The organism is Acinetobacter sp. PW68, from assembly GCF_020982655.1.
Classification (GTDB): Bacteria; Pseudomonadota; Gammaproteobacteria; order Pseudomonadales; family Moraxellaceae; genus Acinetobacter; species Acinetobacter towneri_A.
In genome coordinates this window covers 841,275-864,043 of sequence record NZ_JAHZSX010000001.1, presented here as the reverse complement: position 1 = coordinate 864,043, position 22,769 = coordinate 841,275, and the positions used below count along the sequence as shown (strand labels likewise).

At 41.2% G+C, this 22,769-nt stretch carries 28 protein-coding genes; 23 read left to right on the top strand and 5 right to left on the bottom strand.

Translation table 11 applies throughout. The features are described 5' to 3' along the window. Nucleotides 1-20 precede the first annotated feature (20 nt). Together K1T76_RS04085 and K1T76_RS04080 are read left to right on the top strand one after the other, a co-directional pair. On the top strand, nucleotides 21-944 hold the full coding sequence (locus K1T76_RS04085) for a CysB family HTH-type transcriptional regulator (RefSeq protein ID WP_230244160.1): 924 nt from the start codon (nucleotides 21-23) through the stop codon (nucleotides 942-944). A 189-nt stretch (nucleotides 945-1,133) separates the two neighbouring features. Beyond that, entirely contained in the window at nucleotides 1,134-2,330 is a 1,197-nt protein-coding gene (locus K1T76_RS04080) for an outer membrane protein transport protein (RefSeq protein WP_230244159.1), read from the top strand. 58 nt (nucleotides 2,331-2,388) lie between these two features. On the opposite strand, the gene carO is transcribed toward K1T76_RS04080, so the two are convergent. After that, the gene (carO, locus tag K1T76_RS04075) at nucleotides 2,389-3,135 is read right to left on the bottom strand and encodes an ornithine uptake porin CarO (RefSeq protein ID WP_230244158.1); all 747 of its coding nucleotides are present in this window, start codon (nucleotides 3,133-3,135) and stop codon (nucleotides 2,389-2,391) included. A 303-nt stretch (nucleotides 3,136-3,438) separates the two neighbouring features. Between carO and dapD the strand changes: the two genes are divergently transcribed. The 5 genes from dapD to K1T76_RS04050 all read left to right on the top strand — a co-directional run bounded on the left by dapD (nucleotide 3,439) and on the right by K1T76_RS04050 (nucleotide 6,758). Further along, nucleotides 3,439-4,260, top strand: coding sequence for a 2,3,4,5-tetrahydropyridine-2,6-dicarboxylate N-succinyltransferase (gene dapD / locus K1T76_RS04070; protein WP_070154148.1), 822 nt, complete (start codon nucleotides 3,439-3,441; stop codon nucleotides 4,258-4,260). 79 nt (nucleotides 4,261-4,339) lie between these two features. Continuing rightward, nucleotides 4,340-5,050, top strand: coding sequence for a 7-carboxy-7-deazaguanine synthase QueE (queE, locus tag K1T76_RS04065; protein WP_230244157.1), 711 nt, complete (start codon nucleotides 4,340-4,342; stop codon nucleotides 5,048-5,050). Nucleotides 5,051-5,139: 89 nt separating this feature from the next. Continuing rightward, nucleotides 5,140-5,811, top strand: coding sequence for a 7-cyano-7-deazaguanine synthase QueC (gene queC, locus K1T76_RS04060; RefSeq protein WP_230244156.1), 672 nt, complete (start codon nucleotides 5,140-5,142; stop codon nucleotides 5,809-5,811). Between the two features lie 13 nt (nucleotides 5,812-5,824). Next, the gene (locus tag K1T76_RS04055) at nucleotides 5,825-6,229 is read left to right on the top strand and encodes a hypothetical protein (protein ID WP_230244155.1); all 405 of its coding nucleotides are present in this window, start codon (nucleotides 5,825-5,827) and stop codon (nucleotides 6,227-6,229) included. A gap of 70 nt (nucleotides 6,230-6,299) precedes the next feature. Then, nucleotides 6,300-6,758, top strand: coding sequence for a peroxiredoxin (locus tag K1T76_RS04050; protein ID WP_230244154.1), 459 nt, complete (start codon nucleotides 6,300-6,302; stop codon nucleotides 6,756-6,758). Between the two features lie 66 nt (nucleotides 6,759-6,824). On the opposite strand, the gene K1T76_RS04045 is transcribed toward K1T76_RS04050, so the two are convergent. Continuing rightward, nucleotides 6,825-7,412, bottom strand: coding sequence for a nicotinate-nicotinamide nucleotide adenylyltransferase (locus K1T76_RS04045; protein ID WP_230244153.1), 588 nt, complete (start codon nucleotides 7,410-7,412; stop codon nucleotides 6,825-6,827). A gap of 100 nt (nucleotides 7,413-7,512) precedes the next feature. On the opposite strand from K1T76_RS04045, the gene K1T76_RS04040 reads away from it, so the two are divergent. Together K1T76_RS04040 and K1T76_RS04035 are read left to right on the top strand one after the other, a co-directional pair. Next, entirely contained in the window at nucleotides 7,513-8,313 is an 801-nt protein-coding gene (locus K1T76_RS04040; protein WP_230244152.1) for an enoyl-CoA hydratase-related protein, read from the top strand. A gap of 221 nt (nucleotides 8,314-8,534) precedes the next feature. Then, a complete protein-coding gene (locus K1T76_RS04035; protein WP_230245614.1) occupies nucleotides 8,535-9,239 on the top strand; it encodes a nitroreductase family protein in 705 nt (234 codons plus the stop codon). Here the strand turns inward: K1T76_RS04035 and K1T76_RS04030 are convergent. Further along, nucleotides 9,236-9,553 (bottom strand): NGG1p interacting factor NIF3, encoded by a 318-nt coding sequence (locus tag K1T76_RS04030; RefSeq protein ID WP_230244151.1) that lies wholly within the window; start codon nucleotides 9,551-9,553, stop codon nucleotides 9,236-9,238. The two genes, K1T76_RS04035 and K1T76_RS04030, sit on opposite strands and share 4 nt — an antisense overlap. A 264-nt stretch (nucleotides 9,554-9,817) precedes the next feature. Between K1T76_RS04030 and K1T76_RS04025 the strand changes: the two genes are divergently transcribed. The 3 genes from K1T76_RS04025 (at nucleotide 9,818) to ruvB (ending at nucleotide 13,039) form a co-directional block, all read left to right on the top strand. Further along, on the top strand, nucleotides 9,818-11,158 hold the full coding sequence (locus K1T76_RS04025) for a deoxyguanosinetriphosphate triphosphohydrolase (protein ID WP_019837718.1): 1,341 nt from the start codon (nucleotides 9,818-9,820) through the stop codon (nucleotides 11,156-11,158). Nucleotides 11,159-11,287: 129 nt separating this feature from the next. Beyond that, the gene (ruvA, locus tag K1T76_RS04020; RefSeq protein ID WP_230244150.1) at nucleotides 11,288-11,890 is read left to right on the top strand and encodes a Holliday junction branch migration protein RuvA; all 603 of its coding nucleotides are present in this window, start codon (nucleotides 11,288-11,290) and stop codon (nucleotides 11,888-11,890) included. A gap of 147 nt (nucleotides 11,891-12,037) precedes the next feature. Further along, a complete protein-coding gene (gene ruvB / locus K1T76_RS04015; RefSeq protein ID WP_230244149.1) occupies nucleotides 12,038-13,039 on the top strand; it encodes a Holliday junction branch migration DNA helicase RuvB in 1,002 nt (333 codons plus the stop codon). A gap of 84 nt (nucleotides 13,040-13,123) precedes the next feature. Here the strand turns inward: ruvB and K1T76_RS04010 are convergent, their stop codons facing one another. Further along, nucleotides 13,124-13,702, bottom strand: a complete 579-nt coding sequence (locus K1T76_RS04010) for a hypothetical protein (protein ID WP_230244148.1) — start codon at nucleotides 13,700-13,702, stop codon at nucleotides 13,124-13,126. 228 nt (nucleotides 13,703-13,930) lie between these two features. On the opposite strand from K1T76_RS04010, the gene ybgC reads away from it, so the two are divergent. From ybgC to pal, 6 genes are all read left to right on the top strand, one after another. Beyond that, the gene (ybgC, locus tag K1T76_RS04005) at nucleotides 13,931-14,338 is read left to right on the top strand and encodes a tol-pal system-associated acyl-CoA thioesterase (protein WP_230244147.1); all 408 of its coding nucleotides are present in this window, start codon (nucleotides 13,931-13,933) and stop codon (nucleotides 14,336-14,338) included. 27 nt (nucleotides 14,339-14,365) lie between these two features. Next, on the top strand, nucleotides 14,366-15,064 hold the full coding sequence (gene tolQ, locus K1T76_RS04000; RefSeq protein WP_230244146.1) for a protein TolQ: 699 nt from the start codon (nucleotides 14,366-14,368) through the stop codon (nucleotides 15,062-15,064). Next, nucleotides 15,064-15,513 (top strand): protein TolR, encoded by a 450-nt coding sequence (tolR, locus tag K1T76_RS03995; protein WP_230244145.1) that lies wholly within the window; start codon nucleotides 15,064-15,066, stop codon nucleotides 15,511-15,513. The genes tolQ and tolR overlap by 1 nt, the downstream gene beginning before the upstream one ends. A gap of 3 nt (nucleotides 15,514-15,516) precedes the next feature. Then, nucleotides 15,517-16,752 (top strand): cell envelope integrity protein TolA, encoded by a 1,236-nt coding sequence (gene tolA, locus K1T76_RS03990; RefSeq protein WP_230244144.1) that lies wholly within the window; start codon nucleotides 15,517-15,519, stop codon nucleotides 16,750-16,752. 193 nt (nucleotides 16,753-16,945) lie between these two features. Next, a complete protein-coding gene (gene tolB / locus K1T76_RS03985) occupies nucleotides 16,946-18,229 on the top strand; it encodes a Tol-Pal system beta propeller repeat protein TolB (RefSeq protein ID WP_180038069.1) in 1,284 nt (427 codons plus the stop codon). A gap of 70 nt (nucleotides 18,230-18,299) precedes the next feature. Beyond that, nucleotides 18,300-18,869 (top strand): peptidoglycan-associated lipoprotein Pal, encoded by a 570-nt coding sequence (gene pal, locus K1T76_RS03980; RefSeq protein WP_230244143.1) that lies wholly within the window; start codon nucleotides 18,300-18,302, stop codon nucleotides 18,867-18,869. 154 nt (nucleotides 18,870-19,023) lie between these two features. Here the strand turns inward: pal and K1T76_RS03975 are convergent, their stop codons facing one another. After that, nucleotides 19,024-19,209, bottom strand: coding sequence for an NF038105 family protein (locus K1T76_RS03975; protein ID WP_230244142.1), 186 nt, complete (start codon nucleotides 19,207-19,209; stop codon nucleotides 19,024-19,026). 177 nt (nucleotides 19,210-19,386) lie between these two features. On the opposite strand from K1T76_RS03975, the gene K1T76_RS03970 reads away from it, so the two are divergent. From K1T76_RS03970 to K1T76_RS03950, 5 genes are all read left to right on the top strand, one after another. Continuing rightward, the gene (locus tag K1T76_RS03970) at nucleotides 19,387-20,361 is read left to right on the top strand and encodes a class 1 fructose-bisphosphatase (protein WP_230244141.1); all 975 of its coding nucleotides are present in this window, start codon (nucleotides 19,387-19,389) and stop codon (nucleotides 20,359-20,361) included. A gap of 50 nt (nucleotides 20,362-20,411) precedes the next feature. Continuing rightward, the gene (locus K1T76_RS03965; protein ID WP_230244140.1) at nucleotides 20,412-21,188 is read left to right on the top strand and encodes a TrmH family RNA methyltransferase; all 777 of its coding nucleotides are present in this window, start codon (nucleotides 20,412-20,414) and stop codon (nucleotides 21,186-21,188) included. Between the two features lie 156 nt (nucleotides 21,189-21,344). Continuing rightward, on the top strand, nucleotides 21,345-21,959 hold the full coding sequence (locus K1T76_RS03960) for an RNA polymerase sigma factor (protein ID WP_230245613.1): 615 nt from the start codon (nucleotides 21,345-21,347) through the stop codon (nucleotides 21,957-21,959). Beyond that, nucleotides 21,956-22,276, top strand: coding sequence for a hypothetical protein (locus K1T76_RS03955; protein WP_230244139.1), 321 nt, complete (start codon nucleotides 21,956-21,958; stop codon nucleotides 22,274-22,276). The genes K1T76_RS03960 and K1T76_RS03955 overlap by 4 nt, the downstream gene beginning before the upstream one ends. After that, complete coding sequence (locus tag K1T76_RS03950) at nucleotides 22,266-22,667, top strand: DUF3106 domain-containing protein (RefSeq protein WP_230244138.1); 402 nt, start codon at nucleotides 22,266-22,268, stop codon at nucleotides 22,665-22,667. The genes K1T76_RS03955 and K1T76_RS03950 overlap by 11 nt, the downstream gene beginning before the upstream one ends. Nucleotides 22,668-22,769: the final 102 nt, after the last annotated feature.

The following is a 22,769-nucleotide window of genomic DNA, read 5'->3' as shown; positions in this document are numbered from 1 at the left end:
TTTTTTAGGTTTGCACCACTATGAACTTCCAACAACTTAGAATTATTAGAGAAACCGTTCGGCAAAACTTTAATTTAACCGAAGCATCTGCGGCATTATACACTTCTCAGTCGGGCGTGAGTAAGCACATTAAAGACCTTGAAGATGAGCTAGGTGTGCAGCTTTTTGTCCGCAAAGGTAAACGCTTATTGGGTTTAACCGAGCCAGGACAAGCCTTGCTGTGTATAGTCGAACGCATGTTGATTGATGCAGATAACATTAAACGCCTTGCTGATGACTTTAATAAAGTTGATGAAGGCACGCTCACCATTGCGACTACACATACCCAAGCGCGTTATGTACTACCGCCCATTGTGAATTTGTTTAAAAAAGAATTTCCTAAAGTACATTTGATTTTACAACAAGCCAGCCCTGTAGAAATTGCTGAAATGCTGCTGCAAGGTGAAGCCGATATTGGTATAGCAACCGAATCTCTCACCACTGAAGAAAACTTGGCAAGTGTGCCTTATTATGAGTGGCGTCACAGCATTATTACTCCACAAAACCATCCTTTAGCCAGTAAAGCTGAGATTAGCCTGTCCGATTTGGCAGAATATCCAATTATTACTTACCACGGTGGCTTTACGGGTCGTTCTAAAATTGACAAAGCATTTACCGATGCAGGCGTTGATGTCAATATCGTGATGTCTGCACTTGATGCCGATGTCATTAAAACCTATGTTGAATTAGGCATGGGTGTAGGTGTGGTGAACAATGTAGCATACGATGCAGAACGTGATTACCGCCTAAAACAAATCCAGACCGATATTTTTGGGGTAAACACCACATGGATTGCGGTTCGCAAAGGACATTTACTACGTGGCTATGGCTATGAGTTTATTTCTTTATGTGCACCAAATGCCGATATTAAAGCTTTAAAACGTATCGCCTATCCCGAAGAATAAAACAGTAATACATAAGAGAGCCTAGGCTCTCTTTTTTGATCTTTAGCAAAACTCTTGCTTATTCTATACACTTAGAAATAATCAAAATAATGATTTTAATTCATAAGAAAAATGAATAAAATATAATCAAAAATAAAAAACTTAATTTGATTTTAAACACGATTCTATAATTTAGACCAAGGATGCAACATGAAATTTCACATTTTTTTCGGATTGCTGTATGTCCTGCCGCTAAGTTATGCCTCTGCCGCAGCTTTAGAACGTAGCGCTCAATCGGTACATGCATTATTTGAAAAAGGTAATTATGCGGAAGTTGCTTTGCTGCAAGTAGATCCCAATATTTCAGGTCAGGTCCAGCATCAACAAAATATTGCCGAATTAGGCGTTCAAGATTTTTCAACAGGTAATTTAGTCAATCATCAACACTTCATCCAAGCTGCATTAAAATTACAACCCCATCCACAAATTTCTGTGGCGTTATTATTTGACCAACCTTATTTTGTTGATGTGGATTATCACTATAGTCCTATTCTTTCAGGTGAACCCTTACCTATAGAAAATGCAGATATTAAGTTTGACTCAAGAAATATTACAGCACTCATTGGCTATCAACCCACACAACATTGGAACCTCTTTACAGGTCTAAGTTACCAGTCTTTTTCAGGTGATCTGAAAATTGGTACTCAAGTTGACTATACCTTTTTTGATTATCACGTAAATTTCCCCAAAGACCATGCGTGGGGTTGGTTGGCAGGTGTAAGCTACCAAATTCCTGAATATGCATTTAATACAGCAATCACTTATCGCTCTAAAATCAAACACAGGACCAATGCAAGCGAAAGTATTTGGGGATTTCCTTTAGAGATTGCACCACAACAAGCAACGGAAATTGAAACACCTGAATCGGTGAATTTAGATTTTCACACCGGTTTACCTGCACAAAATTTTCTGTACGGATCATTGCGATGGGTCAATTGGCAAGATTTTAAAATTCAACCCACTCAATTTGCTGCAATTCTGCAATCTGAAGGACTAGGTAATCAGTTCAACCTGATTGATTACCAAAAAAATCAATGGTCTACTCGTTTGGGTTTTGCCCATCAATGGTCACCTAAATGGATCACTGCGGTGGAAGGATTGTGGGATTCTGGTGCGGGTAATCCTGCCTCAAGCTTAAACCCTGTAGACGGCTATATTGGTGTTGGTACGGGCGCGGTTTATCACTTTAACCCTAAAACGTTTATGATTGCAGGTCTGCTTTATTTGCACTTTACTAAGCCAGACATGGTACAGCCGCAGTCATTCATCACGCAAATCTCAAGTTTTTCTTCACTTGAACAACGTGAGGCTTGGGTTTATCACCTGAAATTGGCACACCGCTTTTAAGCCACAAAAAAACGAGCCGCAGCTCGTTTTTTTAAGGTTTAGCTAAAGCTAACGGATATTACCAATGGTAACTTACACCTAGTTTAGCTACTGGCATCCATTCGTATTTGTCATCGTTACGGATTTTTTCAGCTTCACGATTAGCTGCTGCTTGGCCATTATCAGTGCCACCAACTTCTTGTAAGCCTACAGATTCCAAATTCACGCTTGGGTTACCTGTGTAAAAAGCACCGACTTCACCAAATACGCCCCAGTTTTTATTAATTTTAGGTGCAAAACCTAAGCCTAAATATGGTGCAATATCGTTATCATAAGACATATCGCCTTTTACATAACCTTGACCGCTTGGTGCGTTAAAGTTCTGATCACCAATTTTTAAAGTGTCATTGGCATTATTTAAACGTTTCTCTAGACCGTAGTCATTATCAATATAACCAACACCTGCTGCAACATATACGCCTTGTGCCCATTTGCTTGGGCTTGCACCCCATGGACGAATCTCAGCATTTAAATAGGTCAAGTTATTGTCCATATCCATATCGTACTTTGTACCATCGATAGATAAGTCATCCGACCAAGAAATATCACCACCGTTATAACCTAAAGCTAAGCCAACGTATGGGTTTGCAGTCCAAAGTAAGGCACCACCATAACCAGTTGTACCGACTTCAGCACGAACACCTGTTGGAATGAGTTGGTTACGGTCAAATGCATAACCATCTTGCACAACAGCTGTATCTGCCATTGCAGAACCTGCAACTGCTGCCAATACCGATGCGGCTAAAATTGTGTGTAAAGATTTCATTGTATTCTCCTCAAATTAAAACTTTTGAATTTTTCATTCGTTTTGTCATGGAAAAACTATAGGGCATGTTGCGCTCATCTTTTATGCAAGATTTGCTAGGTTTATGTTATTTTTTGATACAAATTCTTTTTTCTTGTTGATTGTTAACCAATTTAATTTCAAAACAGTAACAATTAAGCCGTATATAATCTGTTTAGCTTTCGACCTTTCATTATAATTTCTTCATTTAAAGCTTAATTTTCAATCTATTCTTGACACAATATAGTGTAAAATCTTGGGAAAATTTTTCAGGTAATTACATCGATGTCGCAGCTTTCAACAATTATTGAACAAGCATTTGAAGACCGTGCTAATTTTACAGCGGCAGATTGCCCTGCTGAAATTCGCCAAGCAGTTGAACAAGCAATTACTGGTTTAGACAATGGCACATTACGTGTAGCTGAAAAAATTAATGGTGAATGGATTGTTCACCAATGGTTGAAAAAAGCCGTTTTGCTATCGTTTAAACTCAATGACAACAAGCCAATTGAATCTTGTGACCTTCGTTTTTACGACAAAGTCGATACTAAATTTACAGACTGGACTGACGAGCAATTTAAAGCAGCAGGAGTCCGTGTTGTACCGCCTGCCGTAGCACGTAAAGGTTCATTCCAAGCCAAGAATGTCGTATTAATGCCTTCTTATGTAAACATTGGTGCCTATGTAGATGAAGGCACTATGGTAGATACATGGGCAACAGTGGGTTCTTGTGCACAAATTGGTAAAAATGTTCACTTGTCAGGCGGTGTAGGCATTGGTGGTGTACTTGAACCTTTGCAAGCGAACCCCACTATTATTGAAGACAACTGCTTCATTGGTGCACGTTCTGAAATTGTAGAAGGTGTGATTGTAGAAGAAGGCTCAGTCATTTCTATGGGCGTTTATATTGGTCAATCGACCAAAATTTATGACCGCGAAACGGGCGAAATCCACTACGGTCGTGTACCTGCTGGCTCTGTTGTCGTATCAGGTAACTTGCCATCTAAGTGTGGCACATACAGCCTATATGCAGCTATCATCGTGAAAAAGGTAGATGCCAAAACACGTGCAAAAACCAGCTTGAACGATTTATTACGCGAAGACTAATTTCCTTTCAGTCTTCAGCATCTCTACGATCAGCAATGATCGTAGGGATTTTTGTTTTTTGTATACTGTGATGAATATTATGAGTACGCTCCGATCTTCCGCTATTCCTGTTTCTGATCCGTCTGCGGGGTTACGCATTACGGAGATTTTTTATTCATTACAGGGCGAAGCCAATACATCTGGTTTACCGACGGTCTTTATTCGTCTTACGGGTTGCCCTTTACGCTGCCATTATTGCGATACCACCTATTCTTTTGAAGGTGGCGAACGTCGATCTTTAGATGACATAATCCAAACCACACTAGATTTCAAAACACCGTATGTATGTGTAACAGGCGGTGAACCTCTGGCCCAACCGAATGCGCTGCCACTGATGCAACGTTTGGCAGATTTAGGTTGTGAAGTGTCTTTGGAAACCAGTGGCGCTTTAGATATCTCTAAAGTGGATAACCGTGTATCGAAAGTGCTAGATTTAAAAACCCCTGCATCGGGTGAAATGTCACGCAACTTATTATCAAATTTAGATTTTTTAAACCCACATGATCAAATCAAATTTGTGATTTGTAATCATGATGATTATCTTTGGGCGAAGCAACAAGTTGAGCAATATCAGTTGCATAAAAAAGTCGATACCGTGTGGTTCTCCCCAGCATTTGCTGTCGAAAAAGGTGCAGTCGCCTTGCCACAACTTGCACGTGATTTAGCACAGTGGATTTTAGCCGACCATCTCCCTGTTCGTTTCCAATTACAACTACATAAATTGCTTTGGAATGATGAAACAGGTCGCTAATCTCCTCACGAATACACATTCGTACTACGGTCAATCATCACAGTTTTGCTCAAGTTCTATTGCAATATTTTAAAATTTGGAGTTCATTTATGCGCCCTCGTGCCATTGTATTGTTATCTGGTGGATTAGACTCAACCACGTGTTTGGCATGGGCACAAGCGCGTTATGAATGTATTGCACTAAGTTTTATGTATGGTCAACGCTCGACCACAGAGCTAGATGCTGCACGTGCCTTGACTAAATATGCAGGCATTGAGCATCGTGTGATTAATATTGATTTAGGCAACTTGGGCGGTTCTGCCCTGACCGATCACAGCATTGAAGTACCTGATCATGAGCAAGAAGGTATTCCTGTGACTTATGTGCCTGCGCGTAATACCATCTTCCTATCTTATGCTTTAGCAGCAGCCGAAGTTTTTGATGCAGAAGCAATTGTGATTGGCATTAATGCGGTAGATTATTCGGGCTATCCTGACTGCCGTCCTGAATTTATTGATGCATTTGCCAATATGGCACGCTTGGCAACCAAAGTTGGCGTAGAAGGCAAACCGTTAAAATTTGAGACACCTTTGTTACATTTATCCAAAGCAAATATTATTCGCTTAGGTATTGAACATGACGTAGACTATAGTCAAACGGTTTCTTGCTACCAAGCAGATGACCAAGGACGTGCTTGTGGTACATGTGACAGCTGTCGCTTACGCAAACAAGGTTTTGCCGATGCAGGTGTTGCTGACCCAACACGTTATATACCGTCATAACAAGGTAAAGTGTATGAAAAATTTAAAATCAAACATTATGGTTTCTGCGATTATGTCTGTTGCTGCATTATTCGCTACAACGACGTACGCAAATAATGACAAGTTGCAACAAGCTTATAAAAGCACCAATGTAAAAGCAGCTTTAATTAATGTTTGTAAAGAAGAAACTGCAAAAGGCAAAAAACTCACTACAGCTGAAGTAAGCAAATATTGTACATGTGCAGTAGAAGCAGATGGTAAATTAACCAACGCTCAAAAATGGGAAATTCAAAGCGCAATTAACCAGAAAAAGAGCCCTGCGACTTTAGCTTTTGTACAAAAGCAAAATAAAGATTTGCAAGCTTGTTTTGGTCCTCAGCTTACAGGTAAATTAAAAACCTTAACTGAAGAAGCAATGAAAGCGGGTGAGAAAAAATAATTTTTCTTAACAATTTCAACTAGCCACTTTATGTGGCTAGTTTTTTATGTGCATGATTTTGGAGAAAAATATGAGCACGACAATTCAATTACCAAATCAAGCTTTTCCTGCAACTACAGGCAAAGTCAACTTAACCGAGCTTGGTACAGATTGGTTAGTGGTGTATTTTTACCCGAAAGATTCTACCCCAGGCTGCACTACACAAGCTGTCGATTTTACTGCGCTAAAGCCACAATTTGATGCACTCAACACTACCATCATTGGTATTTCACGCGACTCGGTCAAAGCGCATCAAAACTTTACCGAAAAGCAATCTTTAGGCATTAACCTGATTAGCGATAAAGATGAAGTATTATGTCAATTGTTTGATGTGATTAAAGAAAAAAATATGTACGGCAAAAAAGTCAAGGGCATTGAACGCTCAACTTTTATTTTCCATCAAGGTCAATTGCTAAAAGAATATCGTAAAGTCAAAGCTGCTGGACATGCTGAGCAAGTGCTTGCGGATTTAACCGCTTTACAGGCTTAATTTTTAGTCTCTAAGCAAAAAAGACACAATAATGTGGATGATTGAATGCATTTTCAATCATCCTTTTTATTTCAAACTGGATGATTCCGTCAAATTACTGCTGTCCTGCTGCTGGTATTTATCTTGTAATTGACGATAAATTTCCGTGTTTTGAAATGCGGTTAAGAAATCAATTGTCCCTTGCGGGAAAAAATTGGGCTGAATTTCACCACGATAATAAGCTTCTCGTGCAGGCGTGGCAGACATCGCATTTTGCAAGCTGTCTAACTCTACCATTTCCCATTCAGGGAAAAACTTTAAATAATAAGATGAGTCATCTTTAAAATGCCCAATTAAACCAACACGATCTTGAGCTTGAATCAGTTCACCTACTAAAGATTTGACCATTTTTTGCCATTTTTCATCATTGTAGACATCGACGACATGCACAAATTTAATCCGTTCCTGCACTTCAGGTGAAAAGTTAGACAAAATCATCTGCTCACGCTCTTTGGCTAAAAACGGATTTTTTAAATTGCGCTCATTTTGTGCAGAACCTAATGCCAAAATCACATAATGACTACGTGCTAACGCAATTTGAATGGTTTGCAAATGTGCCAAATGAAATGGCTGAAAACGACCAATGAAAACCAAATAATCAAACGTATATTGCATAATAAATCTAACTTTTTATGAACTCATGAGTTGTGCTAACGCTGCAAATTTTCGACATAATGAGCCATAAATTCTAACCAATCAAAGCAAGGATAGTACGATGACACTGAGCTGTATTCAACAACCTCACCCACATTTGAATGCGAATTTAGACAATGGCGTACTGACTTTAGCCATCAACCGCCCAGAAGCAAAAAACGCGCTGTATGGTGAATTATATTTATGGATTGCACAAGCCTTAGATGAGGCCGATCAAGCCAATGAAGTACGTTGCGTAATTTTACGCGGCGCAGATGCAGACTTTAGCGCAGGCAATGACATGCAGGACTTTATGAAGTCTGCCGCACTTAAAGGACAATTACCTGCTGCCGAAGGTCCTCCGTTCATCTTATTAAAATCTGCTGCCAAGTTTTCTAAACCGCTAATTGTAGCTGTACGTGGGGTGGCGATTGGCATTGGTGTCACCATTTTATTGCATGCAGATTTGGTGTATAGCGACAATACTGCCCTATTCCAGATTCCATTTGTGAGCTTAGGCTTATCGCCAGAAGGCGCATCAAGCAAGCTTTTGGTAGAGCAAGCTGGCTATCACAAAGCGGCTGAACTGTTGTTGACTGCACAGAAATTCAATAGCGAAACGGCATTATCGGCAAATCTAGTTAATAGTATTGAAACCGATGTTTATGCAACAGCACAACAAAAAGCAGAGCAATTAGCGGCTTTGCCATTGGCTTCACTCAAACAATCTAAAGCCCTCATGAAACATAATGTCAATGAAATTGTGGCGTGGATTGACCATGAAGCAGAAATTTTTATGCAACGTGTCGGTTCAGCAGAAATGATGGAAGCAGTGCAAGCATTTATGCAAAAACGTAAACCTGATTTCAGCCAATTTAATTAAGTGCTGTTGAACTGAAATGCACTTATACCTATTTCAAGTGTACTAGCCGTTTTTAAAACCACATTCATATTGGCTGAATGTGGTTTTTTCTTTATTCGCCCCCATATTCTACGATGTGCTGTCAATCATTAAAAATTGAGGAAAATTGTAATGTCTAATCCAAATCCAGCCGATGTTCAAGTTGAAAAAAAGAACGTTATTTTGAACCTGCACCACAAGATATTGATGTAGAAAACTTTAAAAAAGTCATTCAAAGCCGTCGTTCGGTGCGTAAATTTACCGACAAAGCCATTCCTGCTGAAGTGTTGGATGATTGTTTAGATATGGCTTTATTGGCGCCAAACTCATCTAATTTACAACCCTGGACTTTTGTGGTGGTGCAAAACCCTGCCAAAAAAAAACAACTGGTTAAAGCCTGCTTAGGACAGCTTGCTGCCCGTACTGCAGCAGAGCTAATTGTATGTATTGCGCGGACAGACCGCGTTGATGAAATGGCAAAAAAGAATATCAGCGAGTTTCCTTTTCCTGAAGCACCCGCTGCAGTAAAAAAATATTACAAGTTTATTCCTTATAACTACAAGACTGGTTACTTAAATACAGTAGGTAACTTTAAGAAAGTCGCTTTCAAAATTGCACGTAGTTTAGATAAACAATTACCTGTAACGGCATTTAATCCTGCCGATGCCAAACTTTGGGCCAATAAAACCACAGCACTCGCCTGTGAAAATATGGTTTTGGCCCTTCGCGCACACGGTTTTGATAGCTGTATGATGGAAGGTTTTGATGAGCCGATGGTACGCAAACTCTTAAAACTGAATGATCAACAATTTCCAGTGATGGTAATTGCTGCAGGTGAACGTGCTGAAGACGGTGTCTTTTTCCCGCAATACCGTTTTGACCGTGATTTATTTATTCAGAAAATTTAATCATCAAAGACTAAAAGTTGCATAAACTCAAAGGCAGGCTCTTCGTAAGGATGGCTTGCCTTGAGCGCTTTTGCGACTGCCTGAGCATTTTGCTCAGGCACAATGGTTTCCACTCGCCACTCAGCAACGTGTTCCAAAGCATCTAACTCACCAATAAAAGGATTTGCTCCTTTTACAGGTTTAAATTGCCCTGTGCCTAAAACCTGCCATGCACATTGTTCATAATTGCCAATCCCCCCTGCACCTGCTGCAAAAACAGCCTGTTTGGTTTCTTCAAGATGAGATTGAGGCACATAGTAAATCAGTTTAAGCATATTTAAACTTCGCTATCCATTTCACGATTGACTAGAAATTATCATAAAAAATGATGATCGGTGCTGTTTTGGCAAGCTGTGCGAATTATCAAATCCTCGTTTTATACCGCTTGCCCCCCAAAAATTTAAAGTACGCTTCGCCATGAACGTATCTCCCATTTTGTATGATTTTAGATTTAAAAAGACAAGCCATGTCGCCTGCCCCTAGAGCTTTTGTCATTTTTTTGGCATGATGCAAAACAAGCACATAGTGAATAATGATAAATGACTCAAATGCGTTGGTTAGAACTGCTTTCCACAGTTCGAATTGGTAGTAAAAAACAAAGTACAGAACAGGCGCGCAGCCCTTTTCACAAAGATTATGACCGTATTATTTTTTCGCAAAGTTTTAGACAGCTAAACCGTAAAACCCAAGTCCATCCACTGACTCAACACGATGGCATTCACACTCGCCTAACCCATTCTTTAGAAGTGTCTTGTATTGGACGTTCATTGGGAATGTTGGCTGCAGAAAAAATTAAAGATCACTTGCCTATGTGGATTTCCCCTGCCGATGTCGGTGCGATTATTCAAGCTGCTTGCTTGGCACATGATATAGGTAATCCACCTTTCGGGCATGCAGGCGAATATGCCATTCGTGAATGGTTTGATGATGCTTCACACGGCAATTTCCTCGCCAAACTCAGCGATGAAGAAGAAGCTGATGTCCGTCAGTTTGAAGGCAATGCACAAGGTTTACGTCTACTCACCAAAATTGACTATCATCCAAATGATGGCGGCATGCGTTTAACCTATGCCACTTTAGGCGCTTATTTAAAATATCCATGGCTCTCCAAAACCATTGCCGAACAAGGCAACCGCCCTGCCAATCAACGTGATAAGTTTGGTTGTTACCAAGCCGAAAAAGAAATTCTCAAACAAATTGCAGAACAGCTTGGTCTGATTCAATTGGGCGATTATCACTATTGCCGTCATCCACTGACATATTTATTGGAAGCGGCGGATGATATTTGCTATGCCTTAATTGATTTGGAAGATGGTATTATTTTAAACATGCTCAGCTATGAAGAAGTGGAACCGATCTTTTTAAACTTGATTGGTGACTACGGTATTCCTGCAGAACTGGCGATGGCACGTACCACATGGCAACAAAAAATTGCCGCTTTGCGTGGTCGGGTCATGAAGCGTTTGGTCGATGAAGTCACCACGGCGTTTGCCAAACACCATTTTGAAATTCTAATGGGACAGCTCAAAGGCAGCCTTTTACAGTATTGCTCGGCAGATATTGAAATTGGTATCAATCGCGCCAAAGACTTAGCACGTGAGAAAATTTTCGAGCATCCGCAAAAAGCTGGATTGGAAATTATTGCGCATCAAAGTTTACAAAATATTTTGGATGCGTTTATTCCGCTCACCACACCCCATAAAACCCTAAGTTTTAAAGAGCAGCGTTTAATGTCCATCTTGCAACGCTCAGGTGCAGATTTTGCGCATAACCACTATGACAATATTATGCAAGTGTTGGACATTATCTCTAAGTTTTCAGATCACCAAGCCTATAACTTGTCGCAAGAATTACAAGGCAATAAGGTTGGCCTACTGTGATGACTCACCTGTATATCAATAACTTATATAAAATTGACGTAGAGTTTAAGCACGGATTTTGCCTTTTGTGAAAATGCGCTCTACTATGCGAACAGCAAATTATTTTAAATTAATCAGTGAATCACAAATATGATCGGATGTCTTATTGGCGAAGTTTTGGCTTTAGAAGCACCAACCGTGTTACTGAATGTGAATGGTGTTGGCTATGAAATTGACACGCCGCTCACCACATTTTGCCAATTACAAAAAGGGCAGAAAATTACCCTATGGACGCATTTAGCCGTGCGTGAAGATGCTCAATTGTTATATGGTTTTTTAGAAGCCCAAGAAAAAATCATTTTCCGAACCTTACTGAAAGTTAATGGTGTCGGCCCAAAAATGGCGCTAGGTATTTTATCAACCTTAAGCGTCGAGCTACTGATTCACACCGTAGAACATGAAGATATTAATACCTTGATTAAAGTGCCAGGTGTGGGCAAAAAAACTGCTGAACGCTTAATGATTGAATTACGTGATCGCTTTAAAGCCATGTCTAACGAAGTGAGCAGCAGCAATTCAACTGTGACTCAAATCCAGTTTACAGGCAATTCTGCTGTTGCCGAAGCCGAAGCCGCTTTACAATCTTTAGGTTATAAACCTGCCGAAGCACAAAAACTGATTAACGCAGTCAAGGGCGATTTTACTGAAGCCAGTGATATTATCCGTGCAGCATTAAAGTCGATGAATCGGTAAGCACATATATTGTCTAATTCACCTCATCTGATACGCGATGAATTCATTCGCAACTGTTGAGACAGAAAGTTCTATTGGAAAGACGCCGCCAAAAATGTTTTGCGGAATTTCTTATTAAAATCAGTTTACTTAAAGTTTAGATCACCTATGCAAGACCGTCTAATCAGTGGTTCTGAAAAACCCGAAGATCAAATTGATCGCGCCATTCGTCCCACCTCACTCGATGACTATATTGGGCAACCTGTGGTGCGTGAACAAATGGAAATTTTTATTGGTGCAGCCCGTGGACGCGCAGAAGCACTCGACCACACACTGATTTTCGGACCACCAGGTTTAGGTAAAACTACACTCGCCAATATTATTGCCAGTGAAATGGGCGGCAATCTTAAATCTACTTCAGGACCTGTCTTGGAACGCGCAGGCGATTTAGCCGCCATGCTGACCAACCTTGAAGAAGGTGATGTGTTATTTATTGATGAAATACACCGTCTATCACCTGTGATCGAAGAAATTTTGTATCCAGCGATGGAAGATTATCAACTGGATATCATGATTGGTGAAGGACCTGCAGCACGCTCCATTAAACTGGATTTACCCCCATTTACCCTTGTCGCCGCCACCACTCGCGCAGGTTTGCTCACCTCACCGTTACGTGACCGTTTTGGGATTGTGCAGCGCCTTGAATTTTACTCGGTTGAAGATTTGACCCATATTGTCAAACGCTCGGCGAGTCTGATGGATGTGCCTATGACCGAAACTGGTGCGAAAGAAATTGCACGTCGTTCACGTGGTACGCCACGTATTGCCAACCGTTTATTGCGTCGCGTTCGTGACTATGCACAGGTCAAAGGCACAGGTGAAGTCACACAAGAGATGGCACAACTTGCATTAGATATGCTGAATGTCGATAAAGATGGTTTAGATACTTTGGACCGTCGATATTTATCTATGTTATTAGAGCGATTTGATGGTGGTCCCGCAGGTGTGGAAGCCTTAGCTGCTGCTATGGCGGAAGATTCTGGCACTTTGGAAGATGTAATTGAACCATACTTAATTCAGCAAGGTTATGTGATGCGTACTGCACGGGGTCGTATTGCCACCAATATGGCGTATTTACAATTTGGGATGACACCACCTGAGCCGAAATAAAAGTAGGTCAAAAAAATAGATCAAAGGGAGGTATCTCCCTTTAAACTCTTAAATAATTAGGTTAATTGAGTCTGAAGATAGACCTTAATTTTCGATGACACGCACATCTTCAACGAGCATTAATTCACACGCGCCCGCCCCTGTGTCATGACGGCTTAAAGAACTGCGCCACAGCCAACCATCTGCAGCAGTAACTTCAACCAATTTACCTTTCAAATAAATCAAATCATCTTCATCAATCTGTTTTAACTGTGTCGCAATCGCGGGCGTGGCAGGAATTAAATGCGTATTGGCACTCAAACTTGCAATCTCTTGCACAGGAATTGGTGGTGCTTGTTCATAACGCCAATGATACCAACGGTTGCTTTGACGAATAGACAACTGTTTATACACTTCAGGCTTGGCCATTTCGCCCCATCCCAAGGCAAAATCGACAGGGCTAAGTTCGGCTTCACGTCCAAAATTATAATTTTCACGTGACAATACCCGAAACTCACCTTCATAGCTTTCCAAAACTTGAATGGTATAGTCTTTAAACTGATGGACTTGCTGCGAGGACTGATAGGTTGTGCTATCCGCAATTCCTCCATCTGATTGGAACAGCGTCATCCACAACAAATACAATATGGCAATCACTACAAAAAATTTAACTAAACGACTCATGTACTGCTCATTGGGATGGATCATCTGCATGTGTAAGGCAAGCAGCTAATTTTAACTTAAAAGCATGTTTGAAATCTTGTGCCATTGGACGAAGCGTTGAGAATGATAAACTGCCACGCTATACACAGCTTGACTTATAGCCCTGATTCACGTCAATTTCATCGACATGGCTTAAGCTATAAGTATTGCTTATCAAACAACTTTGTAACATCGAAGCGGAACATCATCATGGCGAATAAATTTGAATTTAAAATTCGTATCTATATGGAAGATACTGATGCAGGCGGCATTGTTTACCACGCCAACCATATTCGCTTTATGGAACGTACCCGTACAGAATGGCTTCGTGCGACGGGTGTTGATCATTATTGGCATCAACAAGATTATAACTTTGTCGTGCATAAAATTAACGTGAAATATTCACGTCCAATCTTAATGGATGACCTAATTACTGTTACAGCAAGTGTAGTTTCGTGTAAAGCGTCATCATTTGTATTGCAACAAAATATTTATCGTGGTGAAATCATGCTTGCATCTGGCGAGGTTGAATTGGCCTGTCTGGGTTCAGATATGAAACCACGTCGTCTGCCAGATGAAATTCGTAGCCTTATTCTGAAAGAATTAGGACAAGATTAAAAAAATGAATTGGCACATGTAGTAACTATGGCAACACAACTCGAATCATCTCTTCAAGTATCAGATCTTATTTTACAAGCAAGTCCTGTTGTTCAGCTGGTAATGCTCTCGCTGCTTTTAGCATCATTATACAGTTGGTATCTGATTGCCAAGTTACACATGAGCTATAAAAAGGCACAGGCAGATGATCAGCATTTCCAGAAAATCTTCTGGTCTGGTGCAGAATTAAATACGCTTTACAACAATGCACAGCTCAATTCAAAACGTGTCGGTTTGGAAGATATTTTCTATCAAGGCTTAGGTGAGTTTTTAAAACTCAAAAAACGCCAAGCGCCTGCTCCACAAACCATCGAAGGCACAGAACGTATTTTACGTGTCGGTTTAAGTCGCGACCAAGCTCAACTTGAACAAGGCTTAGGTGCATTGGCCAGCATTGGTTCGGTTGCGCCATACGTGGGTTTATTTGGTACCGTCTGGGGCATTATGAACGCTTTTATTGGACTGGCAGATGTCGATCAAGTCACATTAGCAACAGTCGCACCAGGGATTGCCGAAGCCCTCATTGCCACAGCCATTGGTTTATTTGCCGCTATTCCTGCAGTACTTGCTTTTAACCATTACACCGCCAAAGGTGAAGCGGTTTATTCTGATCGTGCTTTATTTGCCGAAGAAATGGTAGCTTTATTACAACGTCAATCTTTAGGCAATACTCAGGATCACGACTAATGGCCATTCAACGCTCAGGACGCTTCGAGCGCATTAAGAAACCACTCAAAAGTGACATGAATGTTGTTCCTTATATTGATGTCATGTTGGTGTTATTGGTGATTTTTATGGTCACCGCACCGATGATTACCAGTGGGATTCAAGTCGATTTACCACAAGCCAATGGCAACCCAATTGAATCGAAAGATGCTCCTGCTTTGGTGACGTTAAATAAAGATGGACAATATTTTTTAGAATACAAAGAACACAAAGCCGAGCCTTTGGAATTAGCCCAACTGAAACAAATTTTGACCGATGCTCAAATTCAAGCCAAAGCTGAAAACAAAGAGTTTCAGGTTGTTATTCGTGGTGATAATACACGCCCTTATGGTGATGTGATTGCGTTAATGTCTAACTTACAAGATGCGGGTTTAACCCAAGTTGGATTGCTGACTGAGCCTTTGAAGTAATTTATGAAAGATTTTAAAAAGCCACCTTTTCAACAAAAAGCTATCGCGATTGGGTTCACTGTAGGTGTCCACCTTATCGCAGTGGTTGGCTTGCTTTATTTGGGCATGAGTAAAGCACCTGAGCCACCTAAACCCATTAAAACCGTACTTATTAAACCCGAAGATTTAAAACCCTTATTAGAAACTGAATCTGCTGAAACTACACATGAAAATGTAGCAGAGCAAATTACTCAAACTGCTGAACCTGCGCTTCAACCTGCACCTGTCATTCCGACACCTGCAGCAGCCCATACACCGCCCGCGCCTCAAGTTGATACACAAAAAGCAGCTCAAGCGGCAGAGGCTCAAGCACGCGCAGAACGACAAGCTGCCGAAGCCAAACAAATTGCAGAGCGACAAAAATTAGAAGCTGAACGCTTAAAAGCACAACAAGCACGCGCTGAAAAACGTGCTCAACAAGAAGCTGACGCCAAAGCAAAAGCCCAAGCCGATGCCAAAGCACGTGCTGAAGCAGATACTGTACGTCGTAAAGAAGCCGAAGCCCTGAAAAAAGCAGAAGCGGCAGAAAGACGTCAACTCGAAGCCAATGCAGCAGCAAAACGCAAAGCTGAAGCAGATGCAAAAGCCAAGGCGGATGCTGAGGCAAAACGTAAAGCTGCTGCAGACGCAAAAGCCAAAGCAGATGCCGAAGCAAAACGTAAAGCTGACGCAGATGCAAAAGCCAAAGCTGATGCCGATGCAAAACGTAAAGCTGCAGCAGATGCAAAAGCCAAAGCTGATGCCGATGCAAAACGTAAAGCTGACGCAGATGCAAAAGCCAAGGCAGATGCTGATGCAAAACGTAAAGCTGACGCAGATGCAAAAGCCAAAGCTGATGCCGAAGCGAAGGCGCGTGCCGACGCTGAAGCTAAAGCTTCAGCTGCCAATAAAGCTGCAGAAGAAGCCGCTCAGAAAAAGGCCGAAGTAAGACGCATTGCATCCACAGCTAAACGTGATTTTGAAAATAAAATTAGACGAGCATGGGATACCCCAGCAGGTTCTTCGGGTCAACGTGCAACTGCCCGTGTGACTTTAAGTGACAGTGGCGCAGTTCAGTCTGTCGTGGTTAATTCTAGCGATCCTGATATGAAAGCAAGTGTAGAGGCTGCCGTTCGTGCTGCTGCGCCTTATCCGATGCCATCAGACCCAGAGGCACGACGTGAAGCACGTAGCTTCACCTCTACCTTTACAGCACAATAAGTTACCAGTTAGCTGAATAGCATCTATTCGGCTAACTCCTTCTCAAAATATTTATGAGTATATATAAATTTAAATTTTCACAGTGTTATAACAGTTTTATTATAAATTCATGCTTTCATTCCTACCAAAGCATGCCATTATGTACCACAATTACATCCAAAAAAGTTATGTTGATTTGAGAAAATAGCGAATGATGGAAACAACGCGTAAACACTTACTTTGTCTTGCTATTTTAACTGCGCTGAGTCCAGTTTTAAGCACACAATCTTTTGCACAATTGCATTTAGAAATTGCCAAAGCACCAGAAGAAGCACCTAAAATTGCCATTGTGCCCTTTGTCAATGATCAAAGTATTTATCCTATTGTAGAAAACGATTTAAACCGTTCAGGTAAATTCACCAGTTCATCTAAAAACCTTGCGGCGACTGCAAGCATGAACAACCCTAATGCAGCAGCATGGCAAGCCGCAGGTGTACCTTATGTCGTGACAGGAAATGTTAAAGCCACTGCAGAAGGCGGTTATGAAGTTCACTACCAACTTTATGATGTGCAAAAACAGCAATACTTATTGAATGAATTATTGAGCGTGCCTGCGTCACGCGTGCGTTCTGCTGCACACATGATCAGTGATGCCATTTATGAAGCACTTACGGGTATTAAAGGTGATTTTAGCGGACGTATTGCCTATGTACTGCGTAATCCTGCAACACCTGAACAACGCTATACCCTACAAATTGCCGATACTGATGGTGAACAACCTAAAACCATTTTGACTTCGCGTGATCCAATTTTATCGCCTGCATGGACACCAGATGCCAAAAAAATTGCCTATGTGTCGTTTGAAACCAAACGTCCTGCTATTTATGTGCAAGATTTGGCTACAGGTCAGCGTGAAAAATTAGCCAGTTTCCGTGGTTTAAATGGTGCACCTAGCTTCTCACCAGATGGTCAAAGCATGTTGTTTACCGCATCCATGCATGGCAATCCAGAAATTTATCAAATGAATTTAAGCACCCGCGAACTGCGACGCATGACCAATGACAGTGCGATTGATACCGAAGCACGCTATGCACCAGATGGTAAATCATTTATTTACACTTCAGATCGTGGTGGTTCCGCACAAATTTATCGTTATGACTTTGCCACAGGCAGCAGCAAACGCCTAACCTTCCGTGGCGCATTTAACGCACGTGGTACGCTCAGTGCCGATGGTCGTAAACTGGCATTGGTACATCGTCCAAGCGGCAGTAATTACAAAGTCGCAATCCAAGACATCAACACCAATATCACCAACATTTTAACCCCAACCAGTTTGGATGAGTCGCCAAGCTTCTCACCAAATGGGCAAATGGTAGTGTACGCGACACGCGAAGGCGCACGTGGCTTATTATCGATTATGTCTTTAGATGGTCGCTTCCGCATGAACTTACCAAGTGAGCAAGGCGAAGTGCGTGAACCTGCATGGGCGCCAAAATAATGAGTATCCGCAAGGTAAACACTTTTCAGTTCTATTTTAAAACCAAAAATCAAGCTTCATGGAGATGAGGATGAACGCAGTTAAATTATTGGTACTCCCTGTTTTGGCATCGGCTTTAGTGATGACGGGTTGTGCAAACCGCAAACCAACGACTGACTTACAAGCAGGTCAAACGCCAAGTGGTGCAACTACAGTCAACACTCAAGGTTTGAGTGAAGATGCAGCTTTAAATGCACAAAACCTTGCAGGTGCATCTGCCAAAGGTGTAACCGAAGCCAACAAAGCTTTCTTGGCAAAGCGCGTGGTGCATTTTGACTACGACAGTAGCGAATTATCTAATGATGATTACCAAACTCTACAAGCGCATGCACAGTTTTTAATGGCGAATGCTAACTCTAAAGTGGCGCTTACAGGTCACACCGATGAGCGTGGTACACGTGAATACAACATGGCTTTAGGCGAGCGTCGTGCCAAAGCAGTTGAAAGCTTCTTAATTACTAACGGTGTTAACGCAGGTCAGCTTGAGGCAGTGAGCTATGGTAAAGAAATGCCAGTCAACCCTGGACATGATGAAAATGCATGGAAAGAAAACCGTCGCGTAGAAATTAACTACGAAGCTGTTCCACCATTATTGAAATAATAATTTGCTGTTTGGGAAAAACTCGTTTAGAACGTGTTTCCCCAATACTAAAAAAGCGCTCTTGATTACAAGGGCGCTTTTTATGACCTGAAAAACTGGACGATGAATATTTTAAAAACTAACAGATGAGTGCAAAAATACAGCTTTGCTCCAGTTATTCCGACTCGACATCAGCTTTTGCAGTTTGCATAGATTCAATCAAATCATGCTTATTAAACTTTTTATATTCAGGTTTAGACTCGTAATCCTTCCAAGCGGCTTTCATCTTGTCTTCAGAAATATCGTCTAAACTAATCCCTTCGCTTGGCGTTGGAGTCGCATCAAACTTTAACGTTGTCATATCTGTGCTCCTATCTCAAATTAAATCCTTTACATCAACATAGCACTTTCTGTAGGACTTGCAAGGGTAAAATCACAGCAAATAGTCGAGTTTAATTTTTCTTTTAACGCGTTCTCATCTAAACTATTGCAGCATATTGTTATCTTAATTTTTGCAGTCATTCGGAGTTTTCCAGTCATGTCATACAGCACCCTTTCCCAATTTCTACAACAACAAACTGGAAATCTAACACCCGAACTTGCTCAAGTAATTGAAACTATTGCTAATACCTGTAAAACGATTGACCAAACATTACAAAAAGGTGCCTTGGCGGGCGTATTAGGCAGTGCGCAAAATGAAAATGTACAAGGCGAAGAACAAAAGAAGTTAGATGTAATTTCAAATGATTATTTAATTGATGCGTTACAAAAACACCCAAATGTGGGTGGTTTGGCATCGGAAGAATTAGACGAATTCACCCCTGCCCAGGAAAATGGTCAATATTTAGTGTTATTTGACCCACTGGATGGTTCAAGCAACATCGACATCAATATGTGTGTGGGTACCATTTTCTCAATTTTACCTGCAAAAAATGCCGTGACTCAGGCTGCAGACTTTATGCAAGCAGGTACACAGCAAGTCGCTGCAGGTTATGTGTTGTATGGCCCATCTACCATGATGGCGCTCACTGTTGGTGCAGGTGTAGTGTTCTTTACCTTTGATCCAGAAAGCCAAGAGTTTTTAGTGACTGCCAACAACATTCAAGTTGCTGCCGATACAAAAGAATATGCGATCAATGCTTCAAATCAGCGTCATTGGGAAGCACCTGTAAAACGCTATATTGATGAGCTTTTGGCTGGTAAAACTGGGCCTCGTGATAAAGACTTTAACATGCGCTGGGTTGCATGTATGGTGGGCGATATTCACCGTATCCTTTGCCGTAGCGGAATTTTCATGTATCCGTACGATTTAAAAGACCCTAAAAAAGCAGGTCGTTTACGTTTAATGTATGAAGCCAACCCAATGAGCATGCTCATGGAGCAAGCAGGCGGTGCGGCAACCACTGGTCGTGAGCGTATTTTAGACATCCAACCTACAGACCTACATCAACGTGTGCCTGTCATCATTGGCTCAAAAAATGAAGTCGATTTGGTCAGCAGCTACCATCAATAATTTTTAACAACAGCAGTCAGCCATCCGCTGACTGCTGTGGATTTTATCGCATGCCTACGATTTTTTTAGAATCAAAAGATAACCCGAAAATTAAACACTTACGTGGTTTAATTGAACAAAATAACTATCGCAAAAAACAGGGACAAACGGTACTAGAAGGTACACATTTGTGTCTGGCGTGGTTACATGAAAATAAAAAAATCAATTCGATTTTTACCACTGAACACGCACTGAGCCATCCTGACTATGAACGTATTTTGGCTAAATACACAGGCATGGTCTTTGTCATTGGTGAGTCTTTATATAAAGATCTAAGCACTTTAGGCACTTCCCTTGCCTGTTTAGCCATTGTCGATGTGCCAAGTTCAAGCCAAGCTTTAGACCTTAAAGCAGACACGCTGATTTTAGAAAATGTGCAAGATCCGGGTAATGTAGGCACATTATTGCGCTCTGCAGCAGCAGCAGGTATTGAACAAATTATTTGTACCAAAGGTTCTGCCTCGCTTTGGTCACCAAGGGTGTTACGTGCAGGCATGGGCGCACACTTTAGCTTGCATACCTTTGAAAATATTGAACTTGAAGATGTCTTGGCACAATTCCAAATTCCTGTATATGTGACCAGTTCACACCATGCAGAAAGCCTCTATTCCAAAAATCTGCGCAAGGCTTGCGTCTGGATTCTAGGCAATGAAGGACAAGGTGTGTCCGACTATGCTCTACAACATGCAGAAGCGGTAAGCATTCCGCAACCGGGTGGACAGGAATCTTTGAATGTGGCAATTGCAGGCTCAATTTGTTTCTTTGAAATGGTACGCCAGCGTCTGTAAATGGTTAATTTATTTTAAAAAGGCTAGCCCTGCAAAAAAAATAGATTAGACTGAAAATAATAATTTGCAATGTCAACCAAACCATTGTTTTTAGCGTTATAGAAATATGATGTTAAAAATAATGGTGGGTATCCAATGACAGGATTTTCCATCTCTATGGATTTAAACCCGAAGTCGTCACACTCGCAAAATTTGAGTGCTCTTAAGAGTACGGCTGAGCAACGTCTGAAGAATTTCATGCAAGACGTAACGGGGCGTGCCTTAGTGATGATGGAAAGTGCAACGCAAGGCCAGCACGGCATAGCGATGGATTTGGTGCAAGAGGCCTTTATTTCCTTGCATAAATCTTATGCCGACAAAGCCACAGATGAATGGTATCCCCTGTTTTACACCATTTTAAATAACAAATTACAAGATTGGCGTCGTAAAGAGGCTCGTCGCGCACAACCGTTTTCATTGTTTAAAAAAGTCAGTTTAGATAATGACGATGTTGAACAACTCGATATTGTCGATGAGCAAGCACTCAATCCTGCAGAGTTTTTAGATCAAGCTGTGACTGTAGAAGAAATTCAGGCAGCAATTGCGGGGCTTCCTGTGCGGCAACAACAAGCTTTTATGTTACGTGCTTGGGAAGGTTTTGATACGCAAACCACCGCACAAATTATGAACTGCACTGAAGGCAGTGTAAAAACGCATTATCACCGTGCCATTCAAGCTTTACGCAACAGTTTGGCACATATGAATCCGTATCTGGGAGGATCATCAGAATGAAACAAGATGATTTCTTAAAACAAGTGACATCCAAACTTGATGGATTGGCTCGCCACCATCAACACAAAGCTGCGGTCATGAATCATGTCTTGGATAATATTCAAGACAAGAAAACATCGCGCTATGGGCTTTGGAAAATGTCAGGTTTTGCATTGGCTGCAGCAATTGCAGGTTTTGTGGTCTTACCAAATTCAATAGAAATGACCACACAACCGCAGAATCAAGCAGTGTCTGTTCCTAAACTTTCTCCACAAATGGTCGAAGATTTAGAAATGTTAATGGTGTTGGGTGAGGACAAAGTTCCACATGGCAGCTAAACGAATTGTGATTGCGTGTTGTGCGCTCAGTTTTTTACAAACCAGTTATGCAGGGTTTGAACGTTTTTGGATTTTTTCCAAGGATGCAGATACGCAAATTTCAGAAACTTGGGAAAGCCTTTCTGAAGAAGAACAATTGGCATTAATTAAGCGCTATCAAAACTTAAAAGAAATTCCTGCTGAGAAAAGCGTGGCTTTGCAGCAGCGAATGGATTGGTTTACTCAACTGCCTGATAGTGAAAAGCAAAAAATGCGTGAAACTTGGCAAAAAATGAGTACACAGGAACGTCGTGAATTAGGACAACGTTTGCAACGAGCTACACCTGAACAACGGCCCTTGATTCGTCAAGAATACATTCTTAAATATCAGCAGCCTGCAATGAGTCACTAATTTTTATCTGTTATTATAGATAATCTATAAAGTGCCTAAACCCACAAATAACAAAAGCCTCATCATGTAAAACAGATGAGGCTTTTGCAATAAAGACTTGGT